The sequence below is a fragment of the Colwellia psychrerythraea 34H genome (assembly GCF_000012325.1).
Taxonomy (GTDB): Bacteria; Pseudomonadota; Gammaproteobacteria; order Enterobacterales; family Alteromonadaceae; genus Colwellia; species Colwellia psychrerythraea_A.
This window is the reverse complement of the sequence record NC_003910.7, coordinates 3,067,397-3,092,762: the sequence shown is the minus strand read 5'-3', so window position 1 is coordinate 3,092,762 and position 25,366 is coordinate 3,067,397. Positions and strand designations below refer to the sequence as shown.

The following is a 25,366-nucleotide window of genomic DNA, read 5'->3' as shown; positions in this document are numbered from 1 at the left end:
TCTCTAGCTGAACGCCTCGATTTCGTGAGTTTTAAAATTAAAGTAGACCATTTTCAGCAAATGAATAAGTGCCTTCACCAATGATTATATGGTCCAGTACTCTTACATCAATTAACGCTAATGCCTCTTGCAATCTCTTGGTTATATCCTTGTCAGCTATAGAAGGGGAGTTGAGCCCGCTTGGGTGGTTATGCGTTAAAATAACAGCAGCGGCGTTCTCAAGTAATACCGTTTTAACTACTTCTCGTGGGTATACCGCGCTTGCATCTATAGTCCCCCTGAACAATTCAACAAAATCTATCATCTGATGTTGGTTATCTAATAGCATTACAGCAAAAATTTCATGTTCTTTATTGGCTAGTTTAAATCGAAGGAAGTCCTTAGTCGCTTGGCTGCTGGTAAAAGCATCCTTACGTACGTATTTACACGCTAGTATTTCTGCTGCAGCGTCCAGTATCTGATTTTCTGTCATTGGCTTATCACTAATATAAACCTTGTCATTGTTGTCATTCATATTCAGCCCCTTGAATGTATTTATGTAGTAATGCAAAGAGATGATATAGGTCTGTAATATTTTGGAATGACGTTGCTGTGCGAGGTAACAAAGCTAGGTTTTTAATCGGATAATTAATTTTTATTGGCTTTACCCATGTTGTGAATCAATACTGAGGAACAACAAAATGAGATTAATTAGATTAAAAGAAGTCATGAGTATCAGTGGCTTAGGTCGTTCATCTATTTACAAATTTATGGAAGAAGGACGCTTTCCTATGTCTATTTCTTTAGGTGAAAGGGCAATTGCATGGGAAGTAAGTGAGGTTGAAGAATGGGTATTAGATAAAATAGAAGGGCGTAATAAACTTGTTGAGCCAAAACAGCAGGGGAAAGTTTCTGAAATAGATGTAACCAAATACATTAATGATAAGTTTAGCCTGTTAAGTATAAATGAGGCTATTACCTGGTTAATGCAGGTTTATAAGCAAGCTAAGTAAAAAGCATAAGATTTATTGCTAGTTTAAATCATCTAGTAAAATGGTTTTAGTATTAAGCACTATACTCGATAGCGTTTTCCTTTTTGATTCCTTGATGAGTAAACGAGCATCCTGAATATCATCAAACTTAACGGAAAGTAAACATGATATACGAAGAACAAATCGATGTTGTAAGTGGCCAAATTAACTATACCACTACAACATGCACTAATCAGTTGAGATACATGCTTTGTACACACCCATATCAAAGCAATGAATGAAGTTATCGATAAATAGTTTTAACAACGACTTAGCCTCCCGATCATTCAACCACCCACCGTACAGGCTATAAACTTGTATCTTAGCAAAGCAGACGTCAACTTCTTTGACTAACTCAGGGTAGGTATTACCCTGATAAGAAAAATCAGTGATGTAGTTAAAGTGCCATTGTTCAGAGCCATTAGTATCGACTTCTTTTTCAATGCGTATTTCTACGGGGTGATAACCTCCATTACTCGCTGAATAATTTTCATTTCTAAAGTTGAAGGTGATTGCATTGGCGTTAGCTATATGGACTAGGTCTTTATCACTAACAAGTGTGGTTAATGTTATATTCAGCAATGAATAGAGTGTTACGGGTAGGGTAAATCCCTGTGACTTGTTAAAGTTCAGTTTCATAAGTTTCTCGATTTTATTGTGTGAAAGTTAAGCAGAACGATAAACCTAAAATCCCCTTGTATTAGGCGATTCATCTCATTTTAAATTACTCTGAATAGAGCATCTTTGTATTATTTAACGTACATGCAGAGGGGTAATATATATGTGAAATTATTTTCAATGCTGTTTGATGGGTTATTTATAAATACAATTAATACGTTACAAAGTACGCGCGATAATTAATTTATTGGTTTTTAATGAGTCACCTCATATTTTGATTAATTTACAGGAATTCAAAATAAGATTAATTAGACACGTAGAAGTTAAACAATTAACAGGATTATACCGCTCAAAAATTATGGCAGAAGGACGCTTTCCTATTTATATCTTTTTAAGGGAACTGGCAATTGCATATGAAGTACGTGAGGTTTAATAGTGAATGGTAGATAAAATTGAAAAAACATCAAAGATAAATTTAACCGTTTAAGTATGATGGTTGTTATTACCTGGTTAATTAACACTTTGTCGTTTATTTTTTTTGGGGGGATAATAGGTTATTTAGAAGGGCGGTGGATTATATTATAATATTTCTATATGACTACTTAAATTCCTTTAGCCATTTACAGATGATTTTATCGATCTGTAAATGGCTAAATATTTTTAAAAAATAACATCTCAAGCAGGAGTGGTTATCCACTTAGAAGAACTTATGAATTTAGAAACCACTTATAAAATAAACGAAATATTTGAAACCCTCCAAGGTGAAGGCTCTTTTACTGGTCAACCATCGATCTTTATAAGATTACAAGGTTGCCCTGTAGGGTGTTCCTGGTGTGATACTAAACACACTTGGGAAGTATCACTAGAGCAGGAAGTAGCACAAAATAATATAGTTTCCAAAAAATCAGAAAATGATAGTTGGGGCATATTTACAATCGTTCAACTAAAAGAACTATTTCTTTCTGAAGGTTATCAAGCTAAACACATAGTGATAACAGGCGGTGAACCATGTATGTATGACTTGAAACCACTCTGTCAAAATTTTGAAGCTCTAGGTTATAGTTGCCAAGTTGAAACATCGGGTACTTTTGAAATCCAAGTCTCAAAAAAATGTTGGGTAACCGTATCTCCCAAGGTAAACATGAAAGGGGGCTTTAAGGTATTGAAGTCAGCCCTTTTAAGGGCTGATGAAATAAAGCATCCTGTTGCAACGGAGCAACATATAGATGACTTAAAAGCTTTACTAAATGAACATGAAATTGAGAATAAACAGATTTATATCCAACCAATAAGTCAAAAGAAGAGAGCGACAGAACTAGCTATTAGATCATGTATTGAAAACAATTGGAGGTTATCTGTTCAAGTACATAAATATATAGGTATTGAATAGCTTCAATTATTTGATATAGAACAACTTGTTTACAACATGAATATAATATAGTCTGCTTGTACAAATAAAGTGTAATTGTTTGTTATGGAATGGTTTTTTTAGAGCATGGATGTGTCAATAGTACATTTATTTACAATATCTTTGCTTAGTTTTAATTAAAATAATTTCATATATAGGGTATTAGAACCCAGGTCATTTTTGATTATCACAAGGAGTAAATAGTGAAGATAGGTGTAGGTTCTTTAGTTGAAAGTGAGAGCGCTTTCAAAGGCGTCGGTAAAGTAGTCTCTATTTCCAGTGAGAAAAAAAGTGCAATAGTGGGGTTCTTTACTTCTCCGCTATCTCCAATTTCAAATCCAATTGAAGTTGCAGGTTCCGAGCTTATTGGTAAATCAAAATTGTTCGAGCAAACGGTGGTTTATTGTAAAGTTGGGAAGTCAGAGAACTGGCGAGCAGGCTTTTATGATGGGCAAAGGCCTAATGATGAACACTTAATTAAATATAACTATAACGACTCCGATGTAGTTCCTTTGGAGGAAGTTTTTGTACCCAACCTATTAGAAGGCTCTCAATTCTGCCCAGCCAACTTCTTAGCTGGAAGAGCTACAACTTCTCCTATGTACATCAATGATCGTACATCCTTTTTTAACTCCTACTTAAATCAAAGAGCTTCATGTTCCTCAATATCCTCAATCCCTAGTAGTGCTGTTAATTTAGAAATACATCAACTATCCGTAGTTCTACAAGTCTTGAATGATAATGTACAGAAGTACCTTCTTGGTGATGAAGTAGGGTTAGGTAAAACTATTGAAGCTGGATTTCTTGTTCGTGAACATATATTAGAATACACAGACAAGGCTTGTGTTCTCATTTTAACCCCTCCTTCTCTTGTTCAGCAATGGCGAGGTGAAATGAGTCAGAAATTTCATTTAGAAGATGTTATGGATGAGGATCTTGATGAAGAAGATCAAAAAGTCTTTATAGGAAGTTTTCAAGATATTTTGACAAGTAAGTTTATTACTAAAAAACCTACAATGGTTGTTATAGATGAAGGTCACCAGTTGGGTTCGTTTGCTTGGGGTGACGACAATAAAGGTGTATTTTCCCAAATAGCATCAGCTTGCCATAATTCTATTTCGACAATCGTTCTGTCAGGTACACCTATAACAGGGAATACCAAAAACTTCTTGGCTATGCTTCATTGCTTGAATCCCGATTCTTATCAATTAAATGATGATGGAATATCATCATTTAATAACAAGATTGAAGAAAGAGAAAAATATTCAGGAATATATGGTGCACTAGTGCCGGAAAGTGATGATTTCACTCTGGAGGGTATAGTAGAACAGGTTGAGAGTTTTGATTTTAAAGATGATGAATTAAATTTTTTAATCGCTAATCTTAAACCTCATATTGATTACTTTTCTGAAGAAAAAGATGAAAATCAACGTAAGTTGGCTGTAAAGGCATTACAAGATTACTTTGGGGATAAGTATAGATTATTCCAGCGTTTTATAAGAAACAGAAGAGGAAGTAAAAATAGCTATATCGAGCAAATATTCCCAGGGTTAGGGGATTGTAATACATCATCATGGCAGATAGGCGATGAATTTGTTTCTTTAGATGAGCAATTAGATGATTACCGAAATTCTTTAATACACGGAGATCAAAATTTTGCCGGAATTACACGTGAAAACTATTTCCAATGGTTAGATGCTTTACTTATATCTCCCTCTTCACTTGTAGCAAAGGCAGAGGCTGTATTGGCATCTAATAACACTATTACAAATGAAGAAAAACTGATTTTGACAACAATGATTGAAATGGGTCATGTTGAGCAATCCAATAAAGATGAATTATTACTGGAAGAGATTACATCATGGTTGGAAAAAAACACGGATGGTAAAATTGTCGTTTTTTGTGGGGATAAAACTGTAGCAGATAATGTCTATAAGTTTATTGAACAAAACTTGCCTTCAGTTGAAAGACACATTGATGGCAAACTTCCAGGTTTCAATATTTCACCTCAATATAATGTTCTGATATGTGACCAGTCAGGAGAGGATGGTCTAAACCTACAAGGAAAATGCCGTCTAGCTATCCATTATAGTTTACCTAGAACGGTAATGAGAATTGAACAAAGAATCGGTCGTTTAAATAGATACAGTGCAAGTAGTATAGGAGTTCTTCCTGTTGAGAACCTAGTACTTACTCCTTGTCGTGAGGGATTTTATGGTTCTTGGGCTCAGTTACTAAAAACTGATATAGGTGTTTTTAATCAAAATTGCTCAAGTATTCAATTGGTATTGGATGAGAAAATAGAGTCTTATTGTGAAAGTATTATTCATCAGGGGTATACACAATTAGACAAACTCTCAGAAGAAATAGAAGGAGAGTCTGGTTTAGTTGCAAAAGAAAGAAAGAAAGTTGCAGATCAGGAAGTATGGAATGGAATGCAAGTAGATCTTTCTGAAATAAAAACATTCTCAGAAAGATTAAGAATTGTTGATGAAAATGCAGATGATTTAAGTAAAGAGATGCAAGGGTGGATTAACAAGAGTCTTAGATTTGATTATAGGAAGACTGAGGATGACAACTTTGTCTTTCAATACCAATTAGGACGAACCCGCCTAAATGTCGATGACTTCGTGAGTCATTGTATCTTAGGAATGGACTTTGATAGCGGTTTAAAAAACCCTTCAACTAAACCCATGAGCGCATCTAGAGACCAAAGTGCGAAAACTGGTTCATACCCATTTAGGTATGGACAACCTTTTGTTGATACAGTTTATTCATTTTCTCAACAAACCACTTTAGGTATATCAAATGCGATAATCAGAGAGATTAATGTAGCTCTTAAAGAGCCTAAAACGTTCTTTAAATTAAACTGGATTTGTACATTAGAGAGTGGTTGCCATACAAGAGTTAGTCAGAGGAACAACGATCGAAAACTTGCCCCTAAAATTTTAGAACGTTGGGTAGACGAGTTGGGAAATGAAGTAACAAAAGAGGCTTTAGTAAATATACTGAATAAACCCTATGAGAAGTCACGTGATTTAACTAAAGGCCTATACAGGGATTACAATATTAGTGTTGGTTTTGAACAAGATATGTGGGATGCAGTTGATTCATTTTTAAGTAAAGATGAATGGCGAGATTTAGTGTTGAGTATAGCATCAGACTCTACAGAAAAAATAAAATCTGAACTTAATCAACAATATGATTTATCTTCAAGGGAAGAGTTTGGCGTCAATCTATCTACTATGAGGTCTGTTACTTTGATAGGTAAATCGTAATGAATAATCTAATTATTTCTTCATTGTTTTCAGGTACTGAGTTAAGGGATTTACATCATACGGTTGATAGTGTTATTAGCCATTATCCTGATAACCATTTTGCACAGAGATTAAAAAAAGTAGTTGATGGGGATAACACGAGTTTATTGGACTTGCTTTTATCAATTAAAGATTACTTATATTCATCTCAAAAAGAGCTGGATAACCAGCACAATAACTTTCCAATACCTAGACGTTTATCTAGTGAAGAGGGAGTACTCTGCGCCAAAGCTATGCTGAATTATCAAGTTGGTTCAAACTTCCTTACTTTATCAACTCCAGTAGTTAGTCAAAAGCTGATGGATGTTTACGAACAGAAACAAAAACGTAAAGTGAAAAAGGTAGAAATGGATTTAGCCTTAATTTCAAGGTTATCAGACCAAAACTATAGTCAGTATTCTAGTGCTGGGCAAAGGATGGCTGTGAGGGTTGCTTTAACATGCCCTCAAGACTCTACTCTTTTTATTAACTTACCTACTGGGTGCGGTAAAACATTAGTTGCTCATGCCTGTATGTTATTTAGTAAAAGTAAAGCGCTTACAATAGTTATTGTTCCTACTGTCGGTTTGGCTATAGAGCAAGGTAAAAGAGCGAAAGAATTACTTGAAAAAGCGGATAGTGATTCTGTTCAAAATTATGCTTGGCATGGACAGTTGTCGGATGGCGAAAAATCTGAAATTAGGGATAATATTGACAATGATAAGCAAAAAGTAATTTTTACCTCTCCAGAATCAGTTACTGGAAGCCTACTACCTTTATTATTCCGATTAGCTAAGCAAAACTCTATTGCGAATATCATAATTGATGAAGCGCATTTAATTGACACATGGGGGAGCAATTTTCGCTCTGAATTTCAACGTTTTGGCGCTTTGGTTGCGTCTTTAAGGCAAGTAAGCAATTCACCTTTCAAAACGATACTTATGTCGGCAACTTTCACTCAAAGCAATATAGGTTCTTTAACAACTTTGTACTGTGAATCCGATAACAAACCAATTGTTGTTAATGGTAATTTTTTACGTCCAGAAATTAGTTCATCTTATAAGAATGAAGGTGAGAACAACCACCTTCAATCAGTTGTAGGGAGAGTGATTGCTTTACCCAAACCACTGATTTTATATACAACACTTGTTCAGGATTCTATTGACTTAAGTTGTCATTTGAAAGCTATAGGACTGAATCGAATTGCCCTGTTTAACGGTAAAACTGATATACGCTCAAGAGAGAAGATAATTGAGCAGTGGCAAAAAGATGACTTAGATATAATTATTGCCACCTCGGCCTTTGGTGTTGGTATGGATAAGTCGAATGTGAAAAGTGTTATTCATGCTTGTATTCCTGATAATATCGATCGTTATTATCAAGAGATTGGCCGAGCAGGTCGAGACGGTGAAGCAGCAACATCCGAAGTTATTTATTATAATAAACAATTAGCTAAAGCCAAAAAAATTAATAGTGAAAGAATCATATCTACAGAGTTAGGTTTCAAAAAGTGGAAAGGTATGTGGGATAGGCGAGTTGAAGTGTCTTCTCATTCCGTTTTAAAAGGAGATTTATATCTGTTAGATACTTCATATTATCATGAGGGACTCAGCAACCAGAGTGATAGAAATGAAGACTGGAATTGGTTAACACTTTTGTTTATGCAGCGTGCAGGTTTAATCCGAATTTTTTATGATGTGCCAGAAATTGAAGATGACAGTGAATTAAATGATTTTGAAAGGAATAGCCAACGAAAAGAGTATTGGAAGGGCTATAACAGCAAGATTTTAGTTCTAATCCTTAATGAGCAATGTCTCTCTAATTTATATTGGGAAACCAATATTCAAAAACACCGTAATAAAGAAAAGAAGACTCAAGATAATGGCTTTCTAACTTTATCTGAGAATATAACGTCTCTTGAACAACCTATTTGTAAAGAGTTAGTGAAGTATTACACTGTAAATGGTAATAGTCCTCAAAGAGCATGCGGAGGTTGTGTAGCATGCGAAGGGTTTCTGCCGACAGTAGGAGATGATGTCTCTGTTGATAATTATAGTTCGTCACACTTACTGCCGAACACTTTAAATGATTACATCTCTTTTGATAATGTTTGCAGTGTTTATTACGACAAATCTCAGGATCTTACATCTGAGTTAAAATGGTCTGTATTCATTAAATTAATGCTTGATAGAAAGTACATTTTTGCTGTCAAGGGAGATATCGAATTCTTAAAAAGGCTAGCGGGAAAACAGAAAGGACTCAAGTCTTTTAAACCATTTTGGATTTCTCAGAGTTATCTTGATAATAGTAATATTTGGCCATCTTTACATATAAATTCATCTATTGGTTCCGAGGTGTTAATTCCATCATTTGAGGATCAGGCGACATTCTTTTTAGCTGAATATAACCAAAAAACAAAATCAAATAAATACCGATTGTGGTGGCAAGATAATAATAAATCTATTCCATTAACAAACTTCATTAAAATAGTTGAGAAAAACACGTGTCTGTAATTAATAATGCCCATTCCGGTAGTCACATTCCATCTTTAATCTTTGTAGATCGCCTTTTAAACCGCAATATCATTAAATCTTCAGAATTTATTTCTATTAAGTCGATAATTAGTCAAAACTCTCCTGATAGTTTGTTTATAGATGAGATGAAAGATAATGAAGGTAATTTCAAAATAAAAGACAACCCAAAAAAGAAGTTACCAGAAACATTGCAATTTTGGATAAAGCAAGGTCTTTGGGATAGTTCTACTGAAGGGATTAAAGCTTTTTCGGCACTGTCTAATGATTTTAATATACATGCTAGGATTGTACGGTCTGTTTTCAATAAAACATATGATCTTCATACTGGTTCTTCTATAGAACCGCTAATTAGAGGGATGTGCTTATTCTTGGCTATAGAAGAAATTACATTCTCTGGAGGCGTTTTTTTTAAACATACAGAAATTCCCACCATAAGTGCTCGATACATGCCGGAGCGTTCAAAAGATGGAACTCGTTTAAGCATGAACCCTGATGATCGCCGAAGGTTTGCAGAGTTTGGTTTACTTTTGGGCTTTATGGAGAAAATAAATAAGGATAAATACGTAGTCGATCCGACACGGTTAATAAAAATATTTTTATACGATATTTTTTCTGAAACTAGTGGGGACAGTATTAGTATCCATGATTTTATTAAGCGATTGAATAGCCAAGTTCCTATTTTCGATGGAGGCAAGTATAGAGTAGAAATTGAAGCTTTAATGCAATCTAAAAAAATTGATTGGCTTCCTAGTCCCTCTCATACACTCTCTAAGAGTTTAAGTCATGCCTTATATCGCCTGAATTTAGAAAACCACATATATTTAGATAGACTCTCAGATTCTCTAGACGCTGTTTCACTTCCATTGCCTAATGGCGAAACCCGAACCGTAAGCCATATTCGAATTGTTGGAGGTAAGTAATGAATTTACAGAGTTATTGGCCGACTAAAGAAAATATCTTCGATTGCATTAAAACTGAAGCTGAAGAGTTGTATGATCATACATTACTAGCAGTGCATGAACCTATGCACTTGAAAAAATATGATGAAAAGGGAACGAAGGATAATGCAACAGAAAATGATCTACTAAAACACTTTTTAAAAATAGAAAGACCTATTCCAATAGTTGCATCGGCAGGCATGGGAAAGTCTCACCTAATTAGATGGTTACATGCAAAGTTAAGTGTTAACAAAACAGTAATCGATGAGAAGTGGCAAATAGTTCGATTACCTAAAAATGCAAGTTTAAGACAAACTTTAAATAAACTGTTGGACGGGTTAGAAGGTGAGGTGTTTGACCAAGCAAGAAAGAGAATCGATCAAGTTGGTAGCGCATTAAACGAACAGCAAGTGGCTGATTTATTTGTTACTTTTATCTCTCATAGAGTAAAAGATATAGGGCTTGAAACAGCCAAACACCTAAAAATTCTTAATGAACGTCCTGATAATTACGCTGAATTAAGACAGATAATGAGTATGTCTGATTTACTCCCAACCTTGATTACAGATGTACTTTTTAAATCTCAATTATTGAGTGGTGAAAGCTGCGTCTATAGTATCGCCACAAGGTGGATTAAAGGGGCTTCTGACGAAGAAATCAATAATACAGAATATGAACTAACATTAAATGATTTTGAGACAATGCTTGAATCAATAGAAATTGATAATTTAGCATTACCAGCAAGAAAAGCTATAAAACTACTTAGGCTAGATTCTGATAAAGAGCAAAAAATAAAAGCTGTAGCCATGTTAAATGAAGCGATAGGTAAGGCAACCCAAACAGCTTTTCAACAGTTATTTCAGTTTAATAATGGTAATTTTCAAGACTTATTTAAAGAAATTAGAAGGCACTTAAAAAGCTTAGGTAGAACTTTAGTTATTTTAGTGGAAGATTTAGCTGCTATATCTGCAATAGAAGATGTATTGATTGATTGTTTACTAGAGGAACGTCAAGAAGACCTTTGCGTATTAAGGTCTGTCCTAGCGGTGACAACGGGTTACCATGGATATATGCGTAGACAGGCTACCATTAGGTCACGAGCTCTTTTTGAGTGGCATATAGAGCAAGACAGCGATAATCAAGAGAATATTCCCAAACGAATTGTGGACTTTTGTAGTCGTTATATAAATGCAGCAAGGTATGGACAAAAATCACTAGAAAAAAAGGTAAACTTAAACAACCAAAATGACGTATTACCGGTATGGGAATGTGACCTTTCTAAAACAGAATCAGAACAGTTAAATGCCTTTGGAACATCATCTGTTGGAATTCCACTATTTCCCTATAACCAAGAAGCAATTAATACGTTAACTAAATGGTACTGTATAGATCAGGACAAAAATATTGTTTTTAACCCTAGAGATGTAATAAATGGCATTCTTTTAAACTTACTTAGAGATAACAGGGAAGATTATTTAGATAAAACTTTTCCACAAAACTTATCTATTAAAGAATCAGTAACAACGTTAAATAGTGAAATACAAAATTTAGGACTAGTTTCTCCTAGAAGAGCACAGGTTCTTTCTACAATTTGGGGGAATGGTTTGAACCTTAAATCCGTTCAAGAATCCTTGAATGGTAATGTGGCTTTAGCTTTCTCTCTTGAAGATTTTGCACAGAAATTATCATCAGATACTAAAATACATATCCCGGATACACCTGAAGGGCCAACTTCGCCTGTAAAAGAAATATTGCCTCCTAGACAAACTAAAGATGACGGTATTCAGGATGAAATTCAACGTTGGTTTAATGGTGAACAGCCTATATCTTATAGTTCTGCAAATAAAATAAGAATTCAACTTTTTGATATGATTAAAGATTTTCAACTGCCTGAATGGAGTGGGTTTGAAAATATTAGTGTTTTTGCTAATACCAACAATAAAAATGTATATGAAAGTATATTTAAACAAGGGCAGAGATATTTAATTAATTTGCCGCTTGCCGGAAATAATCCTCCTGGTTGCGTATATGACTTTTTTACTGAAGATGATTTAAAAGATACTGAAAGATCAATATTCCTTCAGCGTTCGGCGCTAGCAATTCTTCGATATAATCTCTTTAATAACAAGGAAGAAACTAAAGATTGGAATTACCCTGAAGGTTATGATGATTTTATTTACTATACTCAATTTTCTCAACTTTGGGCCCCTAAAGCGATTGAGTTTATGCTTAAAGAAATTAGAGGCAAGTACTTAGTCGACTCATTAGCAAAGCATATCCTACTAATTAACGGACTTGGTATCAAAATTGAAAGTAATTTACAAAATATACTATTAAAAAAATCTATCCACATTCAAGATACTTTAAAGCCCGCTATAAATGAAAAATATCAAGAGTTTAGAGAAAAATTATTATACCAATGGGATGAAACACAGCAGGTATGGATGAGTTTAATTCAAATTAGTAATGTTGCTTTTGATAATGATATTTTTAACTTTGCTCATAAAAAAGCAAAAAAGCTAAATCAAGAACTCTTAACCTCACCACAGAAGAAACTTAAAAATGAAGCTATTCAAGAGTTAAAACCCAACATTGAATTGATAAATAATTACCTCCATGATTGTGTCAATAAAGAAGAGTTTATTAGATTATTAGATGAGATAAAGACTATTTATAAAAGCATATTAGACATGGGGTTATATCCAAATAGTTTTGTTTCAAGAGAAACGTTAAATAAAGATATTAACGAATTAATCAAAAACTGCAAATGGAACGACGTTCAGAATAGCATCAAATTATTATCTGTTTTGGATGAGAGTAAGCAATTGGAAATTCTTTCATCATTAGATGGTAGCGTTATTAAAAGCGTATGCAAAGTTTTAAAAAACTGGCAGCAATTTAATAGTAACGTACTTTCTAAAATAGAGAAAATTAATGATACAACCAGCACACAGCAGGTAGATAAAATAAATAAAGAAATAAATGAATCGTTTATCTCAATTGAAGCGGTTCTGGAAGAGTTCAGTGAGCACGTAATTGAGGTGGTTTTATGAGCACTTTAAAAGTTCAGGTTGAAAAAATCCAAAGCCAAATAAAGCTATCTTCTAATGCTCAGGAAAATGAAACGATCATAAAAGCAAATTCCAATATATTAAATCGCTTAAATAAATCTTTAGATGAGCTTACCGGTAATAAGACTAAATTCAATGTTATGCCCATTATTAGTGAACTTGATGCGCAGTTAATTCCGCGTCTCGAAAATGATGAAAGTGACGGATTTTTAATTAATGAATCATCAGAATTAATTCTAGGTGATGATGTTAAGGCTTTATTAGAAAATGCTATAGAGTCTACCTCTCTTTTTATTGAAAAATGGAGAGAATTAGAACATAAAGCACAACAGGATGATTCGTTAAATAATTCAATTGTTGCATTGAGACATTTTACAAAAGCAATTAACGATATAAATGACAAGTATTGGGACCAATGGTTAATTCATTTAGAGAATGACTTTGTTGTGGAAGAAGTCGTTTTAGAGCAGCAAAGCAGTCTTGGTAAAAAAGAGACTTATCAAAAATATAACCGTCTGAAAGCCAATTTTGATACAGATAAAACTTCGAAAAATGTTAACTCTGGTTTAGTTTCCTCTCTAAATTCTTTAAAAGAACAGTTGGTTACATTACGAGGGGAAATGGATACCTCTGATCTACCTGAAGGTGTTGCCAAATTTCTAAAAGAACTTGATTCACCTTATACTACTCCAACATTAAAGCTTTTGACGCCTAAGGTTTTTGAGTGGTTAACCAAACAAGATCTACTTTCTAAATTAAAAATTTCACGTTAGTAAACTAATGAGCGGTATAGATAGTTATGATTGAACAAAGCCTAATTTTATCTTGTCTTGATTTAATTGAAGAGAAAGAAATTAAATTATTAACATGGGGTGATACGAGTTTTTATTTTAATAAGAGTGAGATTATAGAACTCATAAAGTTACGAACACCATCTGATTGGGAAGAGATTTTTGAAGAGTTATGTGAGCAAAGCCTAATTGTAGAAGTAAAATCTTCTTATATAGTTGATTGTTATCGATCTAGAATGGCTGAGGCAATTTATCTCTATAGTAATTTGAGACAATGGTTTCATGGACAAGACCTTAGAAGCGCTAAAACATTAGTCTCCGACTTTCGTTTTATTCGTCGACCACGCCAATATCCTAACAGAAACATGCCATCTTCAATGGCTATTAGTCAACTAAAAGAAAAATTGAAACTGTCTAATGAGCACAGTAAGGTATTGCTCTCATTATTAGGTGGAGGTAGTAAATCATTTAACCTTTCTGGTTTTCAAGTAAGAGCTACAGAAAGAGTATTAGATAAGTACTCAAAGCACATGTCTAGTTCAAGGCCTAATCAACCTTCGGGAACCATCGTGTGTTCTGGAACCGGTAGTGGAAAAACCCTCTCCTTTTATTTACCTGCTTTGACACAACTATCACAAAACATTTGCAGTGATCATAGTAATCGAGTTCAAATATTAGCAATCTATCCTCGAAAAGAACTACTTAAAGACCAGTATAATGAAACGTTTAAACAAGCAAGGTTATTGGATGATTACTTGTTAACCAATAATAAACGAAAAATTAAAATAGGTACTTTTTTTGGAGACACATTAGATGGTGATTATTTAAATGATAAGCTTAAGTTTAATGCCATTGATTTTGATTTATTAAAGTGCAAATGCTCTGGAAATTTAAAGTGGTTAGAAGAAGATGTAAAATTAAAGAAAGAAATACTGACTTGTAGTCGCTGTGGGCATAAAATTAATGATGATGAGGTTGCACTAACTCGACAATCTTCAGAACCAGATATTCTTTTTACAACAACTGAGATGTTAAACCAACATCTAGCAAACAGTAAATATAATCATCTTTTCGGCGTTGATACTAACAAGCCAATCCCACTAGTTCTACTTGATGAAGTTCATACATATGAAGGCACAACAGGTGCCCAAACGTCCTATTTACTTAAACGGTGGATGAAGCGTTCAGACAATAAACCCCACTTTGTTGGACTATCAGCAACCCTTAGTGACGCAGCTGGTTTTTTTGGCAGTTTAACCGGAACAGCAAAGCATAATGTTGAGTTAATTGAGCCTCTACCCTCAGAAATAATAGAAGAAGGTGCTGAATATCTATTGGCTTTGCGAGGCGATCCTGTATCTCAATCAGCACTTCTTTCAACAACAATTCAAACAACTATGCTAACTCGACGTATGTTAGATAGTAATAGTAATAAAGAGCCTGCATCAAAAGGCACTTTTGGAACCAAAACATTTGTTTTTACAGATGACTTAGATGTTAACAATCGACTCTTTGAGATGATTGCAGATGCAGAGGGGTGGAGTCACGCATTTAAAAAACTTACTCCTGAAGCTGAGCCGTTAGCATTTCTCAGAAGCGAAAAGCATCCTAACTATCAGACAAATAAAGAACAAATTCAACTACTTGGTCAAGATTGGTCGAATTGTGAATATATCGGACATAGTACAGACGAAGAAGATCGTGCGGAAGTAGGTCGAACTTCAAGCCAAGATTCAGGGGTAAGTGAAACGGCTGAAATTATTGTCGCAACAGCCTCCTTAGAAGTTGGTTACAACGATGCAAAAGTTGGAGCTGTTATTCAACACAAAGCACCAAGGGGCGTAGCATCATATCTTCAACGTAAAGGGCGTGCAGGGCGATCTCGAGGTATGAGACCTTGGATGATTACAGTCCTTTCTGATTATGGGCGTGACAGAGTAGCTTTTCATAGATATGAAAATTTGGTAGATCCAGAAATTAAAGTGAACAAACTACCTGTCGGAAATAACCATATACAAAAGATGCAAGCAAGTTTGGCCACTTTGGAGTGGTTAGGTAGAGAGGTTGGTAAAGGAAGTATTTGGTATTACCTAAGGAATCCCAACCAATATTCAAATAATAAAAAATACCTTTATAAATTAGAGAAAGCTATCAATGCCTTGTTAGATGGTTCAAGTAAGAAGAATTCATTAACAGCCTATTTGACTTCATCTCTTGGGATTAATAGTCAGGAAGTTGAAAAGCTTTGTTGGCAACCTCCGCGCTCTTTATTAATGGACTTCTTACCCAGCTTATTACAAAAGCTACGAACTAATTGGTCTGTAAATGGGCAAGAGTGGTTAGGTGTTCAAAGTAAAGGTTCACCTATGCCTGAGTTTATACCTGCTACATTATTTAGTGAACTAATTCTCCCATCACTTGATATCTCCTTACTTAGGGGGAGTAAAGAGGAGAGAACTCAGGAATGGCAAAGTATGGGGTTCTTTCAGGGATTAAAAGAATATGCTCCGGGAAGAATTTCGAAACGATTTACATTAAATAACCGTTATGAAACTGATTGGCTAGTCCCTGAAGGTTTTGAGCCAGAGGTAGGAGTTGATGGTGAAATAGGCTTCGAAGTTGAAGATGCTTTTGGACTAAATAGAGACTTTATTAAAGAAATAATTTATAAGCCTGGTACTCAGATGAAAATCTATCAACCAAGGCAAATACTAACGAAACGACTTGAACTAAAGAATGTTACAGAAACAAGTAATGCTTTTTTGAACTGGGAGAGCATATTTGAAATTGATGAAGACAAGCATCAACTGTCACTTCCTGCTAATTGTGACTGGAAACGTCATTTAAGTAATGTTTGTTTTTTTGAGCACAAACATATGCAACCAGTTGAGGTTACAAGGTATACAACGGGATCTAATGCTCAGATTAAATTTAAGACTAAAGAAGCATCTAATATTAAATTAAATTGGCAAGAACAAGGTGAATCAGTTGGTATTGGGACTATTCTCTTTGTCGATGGAATGAGGTGGAACTTTACATTCTCAGATGAGCAGTTACTTAGTTTAGGGACAAATGAAAACGTTGAGTCTTCTTTACGCTTTTCTTTTGTTCAAGATTGCTTTGTAAATTCTTCTATTTTTAACAATACATTTCAAGCAAATTGGGTATTTGAGTGTGTTACTACCACAGTGATATTCATTTCAACGCAAAAAAACTTATCTATTCAAGACTCTATTACGTTTTTGAGTTCAAAAGAAGGACGAGAGTTACTAAATACTATCCCTCTAGAATTATTTCAATTGAATGTATTAAGTGAGGACGAAGATGAAGAGCAGGCGTTACAAAGTGAGTTGATTTCCCTTTTATCGAACGATTTAATTATTGGTGAAATTAGTAACTTATTAACCCCTTTATATACTGAATTGTCAGGTGATTCGTATATTTCATGGTTGAGAATATTAATGTCAAATACCCTCTCTGGAGGCATTAATCAATTGGTAAGTACGGTATTACCAGATGTTGGTGATAATGATTTAAATGTAGATCCGGTATGGATGGGTGATGACTTAACTATTTGGTTAACTGAGAATGAATCAGGTGGGGTAGGTATAATTAATAGGTTTGAGAGGGTATACAGTAGTGATCCTCTTAATATTCTAAATCATTTCTCTAGATGTTTTCAGGCAGGTGATTATGAGCAGGTTGATTTTGATATTCATCAATTATTATCAAAATTAGAGTGTGACGAAAATTTAGAATCATCTTTTAAGTCTCATAGAGACTCACAAAAATTTAGTGCACGAGTTAAAGCAAATGTGGCTATTAATGAAAACTTAAGAAAGATGGGAGTCATTTTATCTCATAGCTTCAATAGCATTCTTCATACTCGAGTATTAAAAGCCGGCAGTTCTAAAGAAACAGATAGAGATTTAAAGAGCTGGATGGACAGATGGCGAGAAATTGAAAAAGAGTTAAAAGTAGAGATACCTTTAAACATAGCATCTTTTCTAATAGCTAAAGAAATTACATCGGATACGAATGTAACTATAAACAAGCTTAAAGATAAGGTCATTGGGCAGTTATGGCCTAGAGGCAATGTTATACGTCAGTCCAGTACACAGTTTTATAATCGCTTCATAAGTGGAAATAATAGAACAGAAAGGCTAATTGTCGAACAAATGATATCTGGCAATAGTGAAACAATGAATTATGGAAATAACTGGGAGGGAGAATTACAACAAAGAATTAGTCGTAAAGGGATAGTTAAGCTTGTAATTTCATCTGAACACTTATCTAAATTAAATCAAATTATATTAAAAATAAATACAATTCAGATAGATCAACTAGGTATGTTTTTCCACATTAGGGTTAATAGAATTGATAGACAATTAGGTGAAATAATATTATTTGTCGAGCTGGCGGAGGCTATTCAATGATTAATTCCAATTCTCGTAAAATATTAACAAACACGCCATTAGGTAAGCGACATTTAAAAGAGGTTTTAGGAAGTACTTTTGCAGGGCTAATACTATCACCGCAAGAAATATGGTTAGTAACAGCCTGGTTTACTGATTTTGAGATACTCGATAATCGCTCTGGAAATTGGAGTTACCTTAATGCGAGTTGGGGTAATAGAATGGTTACCTTTATAGAGTTATTAGAAACAGCTGTGCTGAATGGTTGTAAACTCAACCTTGTAGTTAATGAGACTAAAACAAATGATTCTGCACTTAGCCTATTGAAAAACAAGCTTGTCAATGAAGACGGATTTAGGTTTGAAATATCAGATAAAGTGCATATTAAAGGGTTAGTTACAGAGTCGTGTTTTTTTGATGGTTCAATGAACTTTACTTTCTCAGGGGCAAATAGAAATGATGAGTTAGTCACTATTTCAGGTGATACTCATCAGATTTCAACCACTAGGATTGATTTCAGTAATCTTTATTTTAAAAACTATCAACAAAAAACAAAAGCGATAGAAAATCCAGTTGTTGAAATTGAAGAAGATGAGGATGATGAACATGACTTTTTCTAACTATCCATCTTGGTTTGTAGACTTTTTTACTGCCGAGAATGCAATTGAATTAGAGAAACCAGTGGAAGAAATCTCTGACTCTATAAATTTATTATTGTTAAAGTCTATACGCAATTTGGAATCTAAAACTCCATTCTTTTTACCGGCTTATGTAAATGGTCAATTGTACTTCTATGGTATGTGCCCAGACACAAAATCATTAAACGAGTTGAAGAACTGCTTATATTACGGATTAGGATCTTCACATACATCATCTTATGAAATAATAAAGTCACCCGACCTTAAGTTTGAACAGCCATTATTATTTAATCAATCGCACGGCGTAATCAGGTTCACTCAAGTTAATACCGACAACTTTAAGGAAGATACTAGTTATATAGTTAAAACGTTAAATGAAGTCTCTGCCCGATTTGAAGAAAAGCCTAACTTTGCCAGTGTAAGGTTACGTCCAATAGGACGTATTCTACGTGATTTCTTTTTAGCAAGTCGAGAAGGCGATGGAGAAAGTGCGCTAGCTTTTTATAATGAAGCTAAAGGCTCAGGTAAGTTAAGTCATAGAAACTTAGTGGGTCTTGAACTTCAATCCTTGGCTATTAACGCTTCATGGCATGAAATACTTGAACATAAGAGTTTACCTGATTATTTAGCGGGTATAATCCCCACGAGAATATACCATTTATTAATTCGTGCATTGATGCATGTAAACAATTTAGATTTAACTGATTTGTCTAATGTAGATTGGGTTGGTTTAAAGCCTAATTTAGCTGATTATGAATCGTTTTTACTTTCAAAACCTAGACTGAAGGAAGAAGATAAATATAAAGAGGACTGGGAAGCTTGGTCTGCTTTAGCTGTTAGTATAGGGATTGATAAAAGCGATATCGTTTCATTTTCACCTGGCTTTATCACAGAAGAGTGGGTGAGTGAGTTATTTGAAAAAATTGAATCCTTCATTGAAACTCGTAATGCTTTATCAATTGAGTCTTCAAGGCTTCAAGCTTTATTTGATTCCCCTATGAGTCTTGATGTGGTTACTCAAGTTCTGGATTACTCAAAAGCATGTATGCCCTCTGAGGTTAGTGAAATATTCAGTTGGCTAGAAGAGCTTCCTTTTGAAATTCGTCAAAAAACAAAAGCCTCAGCTCCCTTTAGGAAATTATGGAGTTCATTAGAAGATTATATATATGGTAGTAATAATGAACCGGTAATTATTGAAGAAAGTGAGGTTGTTGAACCAACAGCAGAAAACCCCAAGAGTTCAGTTATTAACTCTTGGAATGACTGGTTTAAACACTATGCAAATGGAGAGCTTATTAATTTTGATTTAATAAGTGAATGGCAACCTTGCGAGTTCGATATTAAATCTATTACCGAGGCGATATCAACTTCAGCAGATGCCGAAAGTATTCGAAATATAGCTCCTCATTTACTTAGTTGGTTAGATGATAACAAAGTAGTAACCACTAGCGCTTTTTGGTTAGGGCTGATTGAGTTAATTGCAATGGATGATGAAACGTCATACATAACGCTTGGCCTGATGAGAGACTTAATTCAAGGCTTACTCAATACTCCTCATTCTATAGAACAGTACTCGTCTGCAATAGAGGCTTTTGAGGTTGTAGTTAAGGTAGAAATAAGTCGAAAATCACTACCTATCATTATTGAATTTAGCGAAATGTTATTTGATTATGCAATAAAGTCACCGGAAGTAGTGAGATATCCACTGTGGAATGGCATCTGCCAATATTCAATAACACATTGGTCTGATATTGATTTCGAACTACAAACAGTTCTTACATGGCTAGATAAACACATAGCACCAGAAGATAAGTCTTTTGATCATTTAATGAGTGAGGATGATTCCTCTAATGAAGATACAAAAGTTTCATTAAAAGACAAGTTAATCGGTATATCAACACTTACCGAGAAAGCAGGACAACGGGCTGCTGAAATGTTACAGAGCTTGTTCCCTGGAGTCGTTATTAAACTGAACCATGATAAAGTCGCCACAGACAAATTGAAGAACCTTGCTTCAAGTGCTGATTACTTTATTTTCTGTAATAAAAGTGCTGCTCACCAATCCTATTATGCCGTTAAAGCAATAAATAAAGATATTATCTATTGTGATGGCAAAGGTAGTTCTTCGATTATTAGAGCATTAACAGACTTCATTAACTAATTTATTTGTAAGACTAGAAACGAGAAGTAAAGTTGTGATAGAGAATATATATAAATACTCTCCTTTAAGGGAAGATTTTTTTGATAATCTTTTAGTACGGGGGAGTCAAAAATTTTCACTTAATGACCCTTTTGAACTTACGCCAGCTGGCTCAATGAGAAACAGTGGTGATGAAGATAAATGCATTAATTCTTATTTTGACTATTCAGTTTTTTCCGTTTCTGAAACTCATAATAATTTGTTAATGTGGTCTCATTATGCAGACGAGCATAAAGGTATAGTTATTGAGTTTGACCCAAGCAAACCGATCTTTGAAAGGTACTTCCATAAAGATGTTAAGGCTTATAATTTTCTTAGTCAGATAAAGGATGGAGGCACAGAAACAATAGATGAGGGTGTGATCAGTTGTTTTGATCACGAAATAGCTATTGATGTGAAAGAGTCTAAGAAAAGACGAGACATAAACACAGGGTTTCTCCATAGAGTTAGATACAATCGAAATAGGCCGGTTATTGATCAATATGAAAACATTCTTGAACACTTTTTAATTAAAAGTGATGAATGGATCTATGAAAAGGAGCACAGGGTAATTCTTCCTCTATTTGATGCGGATACTATAGTTGTACATGAATGCCATTTAGATAGACTTTATGATGCCACGATGCAAGGTATGAATATCAAGTTTCAGGAAATGGAAGATGATATGTATTTACTGCATATAGATGATATTTTAATGGAAGATATGCTTCACTTTTTCCCGGAAGCTATGCCTTACAAAGAAAACAAATCGAAAAATGAATTCAAAAGCTTGTCTGATTTTTGGAAAGACTCGACCTATTCTCAAAACTTACGTGAAATATCTAAAGATCCTAGAACAGTTTTTTTATATAAGGTCTCACCAAAAGCGATAAAGTCAGTTTATATTGGTTGCCGGACAGAAAAACAAGATGTAGAAAATTTTATTAAAAAAATAGAAGGTAATGCCAGCCTACAGCATGTGGATATTTATAAGGCTAGTGCTAGTTCAGAACGATTTGAGCTTTCTTTCGAACCTATTTTTAGACTGTCGTGATCTTTCCAATTAGTAGAAAATATTCTTAGCTATTCTCTACTAATCCCCAACCAATATTTTACTTAGTCATTACTATTGATATTAAGGAACTTTGCATAGTATCAATTTTTTAAATGCTGTATTGAACAGGGTCATCAATATTGTTGGCTTGAAAAGCCTCAAGTCTTTCAACACAAGAACCACATGTGCCACATGCTTTTTCTTTTCCTTGATAACACGTCCATGTTTTTGAATAGTCTAGGCCCATTTTGATACCATCTTTAAGAATACCAATTTTATCGGTATTTAAATATGGAGCATGAACATAAACCGGTTCAAAGTTAGCTACTTTTGAAGCCTGGTCCATAACTTTTACAAACTCTGGTCGACAGTCGGGATAAATTAAATGGTCACCCGAATGAGCACCATACCAAACACCTTCAGCTTCAATGTCTACAGCATAACCAATGGCCAATGAAATGAGAATCATATTACGGTTGGGCACTACAGTCGATTTCATGTTATCAGCTTCATAATGGCCATCAGGTACATTAATATCGTCTGAAACAAGTGATGAACTAGTAAACAATGTTGAGATAGATTTTATATCTAAAATTTTGTGTGGAACATTAAGTTCATTACACACATTTTGTGCGTAAATGAGTTCTTTATTATGCTTTTGACCATAATCGAAAGACAGAGCATATACATCAAAACCTTCTTTTACTGCTTTGTTTAAAGCCGTAAAAGAGTCCATTCCACCTGAATATATAACAACAAGTTTTTTCATTTCTTAAATTCCCTTCCTAATTAGCTAAAGTAAACATCGTAATCTGTCTTAAACTCTTTAGCCACTTCATAAATTTTTAATAAGTTTCCGGCAAATAGTTGCTTCTCTGAGGTCGTATTCTGAAAATCATGCCACCTTCGAGAAAACTTTATATCATCACCACCTTCTTCATCACTTCTTATAAGACCCAAATTCCATGATGTTTTACTGAAATGGCATTTATTAGATATAAGTTTTAACTCTTGAGTAAAAAATTCAATAGTGGGGATATTTACTGTGTTCAACGATTTGTCTTCGAGAAATACTCTTATCATATGGCGACATAAAAATGAGAAACCAAATATGCTAGTACCATGAATGATATAAGTATCTTTCATGCTTTTAGAGGTGTTTTTCCATTCACTTTCGAATACAATCGTAACTGCTATCCAAAAGTTATTAATTATTTGAGCAAACAACTGTTTTGACTCTTTTGTTAAGTCTTGATGCACTCTTACGTTAATAGATTTCAAGATCATTCTTTCGACGTTAGAAACAAACTCAGTAATTGATGATTCAGCAATTTTTCCTAAAGGGTTGCCATTCGATTTGATAAGTCCCTTTAAAGGAGGCGTTCCATTTTTATTATCCCCAAACCCTAGTTCCTCTGAAATAGATAGAGGAAAGGCCTTTATAGCTAATGCTGGAGGCTTATAAATGTCATCATTGAGTGCTAAAGCATTTAATTGCACTGATGTTAATGGCTTGCCGAGATTAAGAATCAAAAATTGCTGAATATAGTCATTTTCATCTTCAGAAATGAAAATAGAAACAGGCAAAGGATAACTTTCATGACAACTATTTTTAACTCCCCCTGAACGTTGTTGACCATCTACAATTGATCCCGGTAACTCTTGTGATGGAGATTCAGGAAAGTATGGAACTTCCAAATGTCCAAACTCAGTTTGACCTTCTAAAGGAGTAAAGGTAACTGATTTATTAAAGCCAATAACGAGATTTGCCAAAATAGTAGACTTAGGGGATTCAACGTAATCTTTTATAGACTCAATATGTTTTGGTAGTTCGCTTCTTTGATATCCATGGATGTATTTACCTTCCCTTGTTATATGGACGATTTTAGCGATATCTCTTACTTTTTTTCCTTCTACCCAGCCAGAAAATACAGTGACGTTATTAACAACTTTTTTAATTACTTGGATTTTTAAAATGACTGGTTTCATTATTTATTAGCCTTAATCATCGTGCTTTTCATGTCATCAATAACTTTATCTTTATGTTTTGTCACCATAGCTAAGTTATGTATACCTCTGCGACGGTTGGTTTGGTTAGAGCGAAAAATGATGTTCATTATTCCACTTTCACAAACTCCACATGTACAAGTTTTCCAGGGCCTTTCTAACAAAAACTTTTTAACTCTTAACTTATCTTTGTTTAAGATAGCTTGTTTAACTGGCGTTATTTCAGCTAAATGATCGGCCGTAGTTACTTTTTCATAAGCCATTAGAGCCTTAAATGTAGCGTCAAAGTGTTCGCCGGTTGCATCATATTGTTTTAATTTTTTGATACAATCAGTTTCAAGCCTTTTTACACATTCATTTGTGGATAGTGCATTGTTGGAAAGGTCTATATCCATTTCATTATTGTTTAGCATTTTAACTACTAGGCTTCGAATTTCATGGCGATGTTTATCAATTAATTTCTGAACATTATCATGATCACATTGACGGATTCTTATTGATAAGGATTGAATAAGCTCATGAGCATCATCATTAAATTCAAAGTATTTTCCAGCTTTAATGCCTTGCATTAGTGGAGACGTACTATCTGCACTAGTTACACCATATTTTGCGTATGCAGGAATATTTTCAAATCTACAGATTCCCAGTAAGTGAAATTGTGTTTCTTTCTTTTTAATAGAAGAGAGGGTTTCTAATAAATCTAATAAGTCAGGCGTTTTTGATTTGATCATACCGCCGATTGTAATATGAGTGTATCCGATCTCTTCTAGCTTTTTCACCGAACTAATAAAAGACTCTTTGCTAAAACCATGAGCTACACCATAAGGAATGAAAGACTTACCTTTAGAAGTATTAAGAACCTTAGAACGTTCTAAGAATAGAACGGCATTATCTAGAGTTATTTTTATTCTGCGTTCAGCTTCTCTTATGTCAGCATAATCCATAGCTTTTAATGCTTCATCATCTTTGGCATATGGGAATACGATGTGATCGAGTGATATTCCACAGTCGAATCCTCCCCGGTCATAGAATTCAATTAACTCATCAATTGTGAATGGTGGCTCAGGTTCATTTACATAATCAAATGCGCCACAATCCCCCATCAGTAATACACTCGAATATTTATCTTGGTTTAATCTTAGAAACTTCTTAGCACCGTAATAATAGAAATCTTCAGTGAGTTCTTGGGTGTAGTACTTTCCTTTCTTCTGCATCGTTCCAACACCAGCTAATGAAACAAGCATGCCGTTGTAAGGCAATTCCTTTAATATTTCATGAGGGTAGGCGTCATCGTCATATTTACGATGATGCTTGGTTTTTTCGTTGGTAATACCATTAAATTTAGGGTCGACAAAATCTAAGTTGTCTGGAAAATAATAATTAAAAGTTGTCACGTTAAACCTATGT

At 34.3% G+C, this 25,366-nt stretch carries 17 protein-coding genes; 12 read left to right on the top strand and 5 right to left on the bottom strand.

The features are described from left to right. Positions 1 to 37: 37 nt before the first annotated feature. Complete coding sequence (gene radC / locus CPS_RS13220; RefSeq protein WP_011043743.1) at positions 38 to 514, bottom strand: RadC family protein; 477 nt, start codon at positions 512 to 514, stop codon at positions 38 to 40. A 166-nt stretch (positions 515 to 680) separates the two neighbouring features. On the opposite strand from radC, the gene CPS_RS24320 reads away from it, so the two are divergent. After that, positions 681 to 992 carry an AlpA family transcriptional regulator gene (locus tag CPS_RS24320; protein ID WP_011043742.1) on the top strand — a complete coding sequence of 104 codons (312 nt, stop codon included), beginning with the start codon at positions 681 to 683 and terminating at the stop codon, positions 990 to 992. A 207-nt stretch (positions 993 to 1,199) separates the two neighbouring features. Here the strand turns inward: CPS_RS24320 and CPS_RS13210 are convergent, their stop codons facing one another. Beyond that, positions 1,200 to 1,649, bottom strand: coding sequence for a DUF2787 domain-containing protein (locus tag CPS_RS13210; protein ID WP_011043741.1), 450 nt, complete (start codon positions 1,647 to 1,649; stop codon positions 1,200 to 1,202). Between the two features lie 226 nt (positions 1,650 to 1,875). Here CPS_RS13210 and CPS_RS24370 point away from each other — a divergent pair, with 226 nt between their 5' ends. The 11 genes from CPS_RS24370 (at position 1,876) to CPS_RS13160 (ending at position 21,952) form a co-directional block, all read left to right on the top strand. After that, entirely contained in the window at positions 1,876 to 2,061 is a 186-nt protein-coding gene (locus CPS_RS24370; RefSeq protein ID WP_011043740.1) for an AlpA family phage regulatory protein, read from the top strand. A gap of 276 nt (positions 2,062 to 2,337) precedes the next feature. Further along, complete coding sequence (queE, locus tag CPS_RS13205) at positions 2,338 to 3,018, top strand: 7-carboxy-7-deazaguanine synthase QueE (protein ID WP_011043739.1); 681 nt, start codon at positions 2,338 to 2,340, stop codon at positions 3,016 to 3,018. Positions 3,019 to 3,239: 221 nt separating this feature from the next. Next, positions 3,240 to 6,314, top strand: a complete 3,075-nt coding sequence (gene dpdE / locus CPS_RS13200) for a protein DpdE (RefSeq protein WP_011043738.1) — start codon at positions 3,240 to 3,242, stop codon at positions 6,312 to 6,314. After that, a complete protein-coding gene (gene dpdF / locus CPS_RS13195; RefSeq protein WP_011043737.1) occupies positions 6,314 to 8,845 on the top strand; it encodes a protein DpdF in 2,532 nt (843 codons plus the stop codon). The genes dpdE and dpdF overlap by 1 nt, the downstream gene beginning before the upstream one ends. Continuing rightward, the gene (dpdG, locus tag CPS_RS13190) at positions 8,836 to 9,786 is read left to right on the top strand and encodes a protein DpdG (protein WP_011043736.1); all 951 of its coding nucleotides are present in this window, start codon (positions 8,836 to 8,838) and stop codon (positions 9,784 to 9,786) included. The genes dpdF and dpdG overlap by 10 nt, the downstream gene beginning before the upstream one ends. After that, positions 9,786 to 12,857, top strand: a complete 3,072-nt coding sequence (gene dpdH, locus CPS_RS13185; RefSeq protein WP_011043735.1) for a protein DpdH — start codon at positions 9,786 to 9,788, stop codon at positions 12,855 to 12,857. The genes dpdG and dpdH overlap by 1 nt, the downstream gene beginning before the upstream one ends. Further along, entirely contained in the window at positions 12,854 to 13,648 is a 795-nt protein-coding gene (locus CPS_RS13180) for a hypothetical protein (protein WP_011043734.1), read from the top strand. Before dpdH ends, CPS_RS13180 begins: the two co-directional genes overlap by 4 nt. Positions 13,649 to 13,674: 26 nt before the next feature. Further along, positions 13,675 to 18,102, top strand: coding sequence for a protein DpdJ (gene dpdJ, locus CPS_RS13175; protein WP_011043733.1), 4,428 nt, complete (start codon positions 13,675 to 13,677; stop codon positions 18,100 to 18,102). After that, positions 18,099 to 18,701, top strand: coding sequence for a phospholipase D-like domain-containing protein DpdK (gene dpdK / locus CPS_RS13170; protein ID WP_011043732.1), 603 nt, complete (start codon positions 18,099 to 18,101; stop codon positions 18,699 to 18,701). The genes dpdJ and dpdK overlap by 4 nt, the downstream gene beginning before the upstream one ends. Further along, positions 18,688 to 20,880, top strand: coding sequence for a protein DpdD (gene dpdD / locus CPS_RS22920; protein WP_049757875.1), 2,193 nt, complete (start codon positions 18,688 to 18,690; stop codon positions 20,878 to 20,880). The genes dpdK and dpdD overlap by 14 nt, the downstream gene beginning before the upstream one ends. 34 nt (positions 20,881 to 20,914) lie before the next feature. Then, entirely contained in the window at positions 20,915 to 21,952 is a 1,038-nt protein-coding gene (locus CPS_RS13160) for a DUF2971 domain-containing protein (RefSeq protein ID WP_011043730.1), read from the top strand. Positions 21,953 to 22,061: 109 nt separating this feature from the next. Here the strand turns inward: CPS_RS13160 and queC are convergent, their stop codons facing one another. From queC to dpdA, 3 genes are read right to left on the bottom strand one after another with little or no spacing between them, the layout of a single operon-like run. Then, positions 22,062 to 22,721, bottom strand: coding sequence for a 7-cyano-7-deazaguanine synthase QueC (gene queC, locus CPS_RS13155; protein ID WP_011043729.1), 660 nt, complete (start codon positions 22,719 to 22,721; stop codon positions 22,062 to 22,064). Positions 22,722 to 22,741: 20 nt separating this feature from the next. Further along, a complete protein-coding gene (locus CPS_RS13150; protein ID WP_011043728.1) occupies positions 22,742 to 23,941 on the bottom strand; it encodes a DGQHR domain-containing protein in 1,200 nt (399 codons plus the stop codon). After that, positions 23,941 to 25,353 carry a tRNA-guanine transglycosylase DpdA gene (gene dpdA, locus CPS_RS13145; protein ID WP_011043727.1) on the bottom strand — a complete coding sequence of 471 codons (1,413 nt, stop codon included), beginning with the start codon at positions 25,351 to 25,353 and terminating at the stop codon, positions 23,941 to 23,943. The genes CPS_RS13150 and dpdA overlap by 1 nt, the downstream gene beginning before the upstream one ends. Between the last annotated feature and the right edge of the window lie 13 nt (positions 25,354 to 25,366).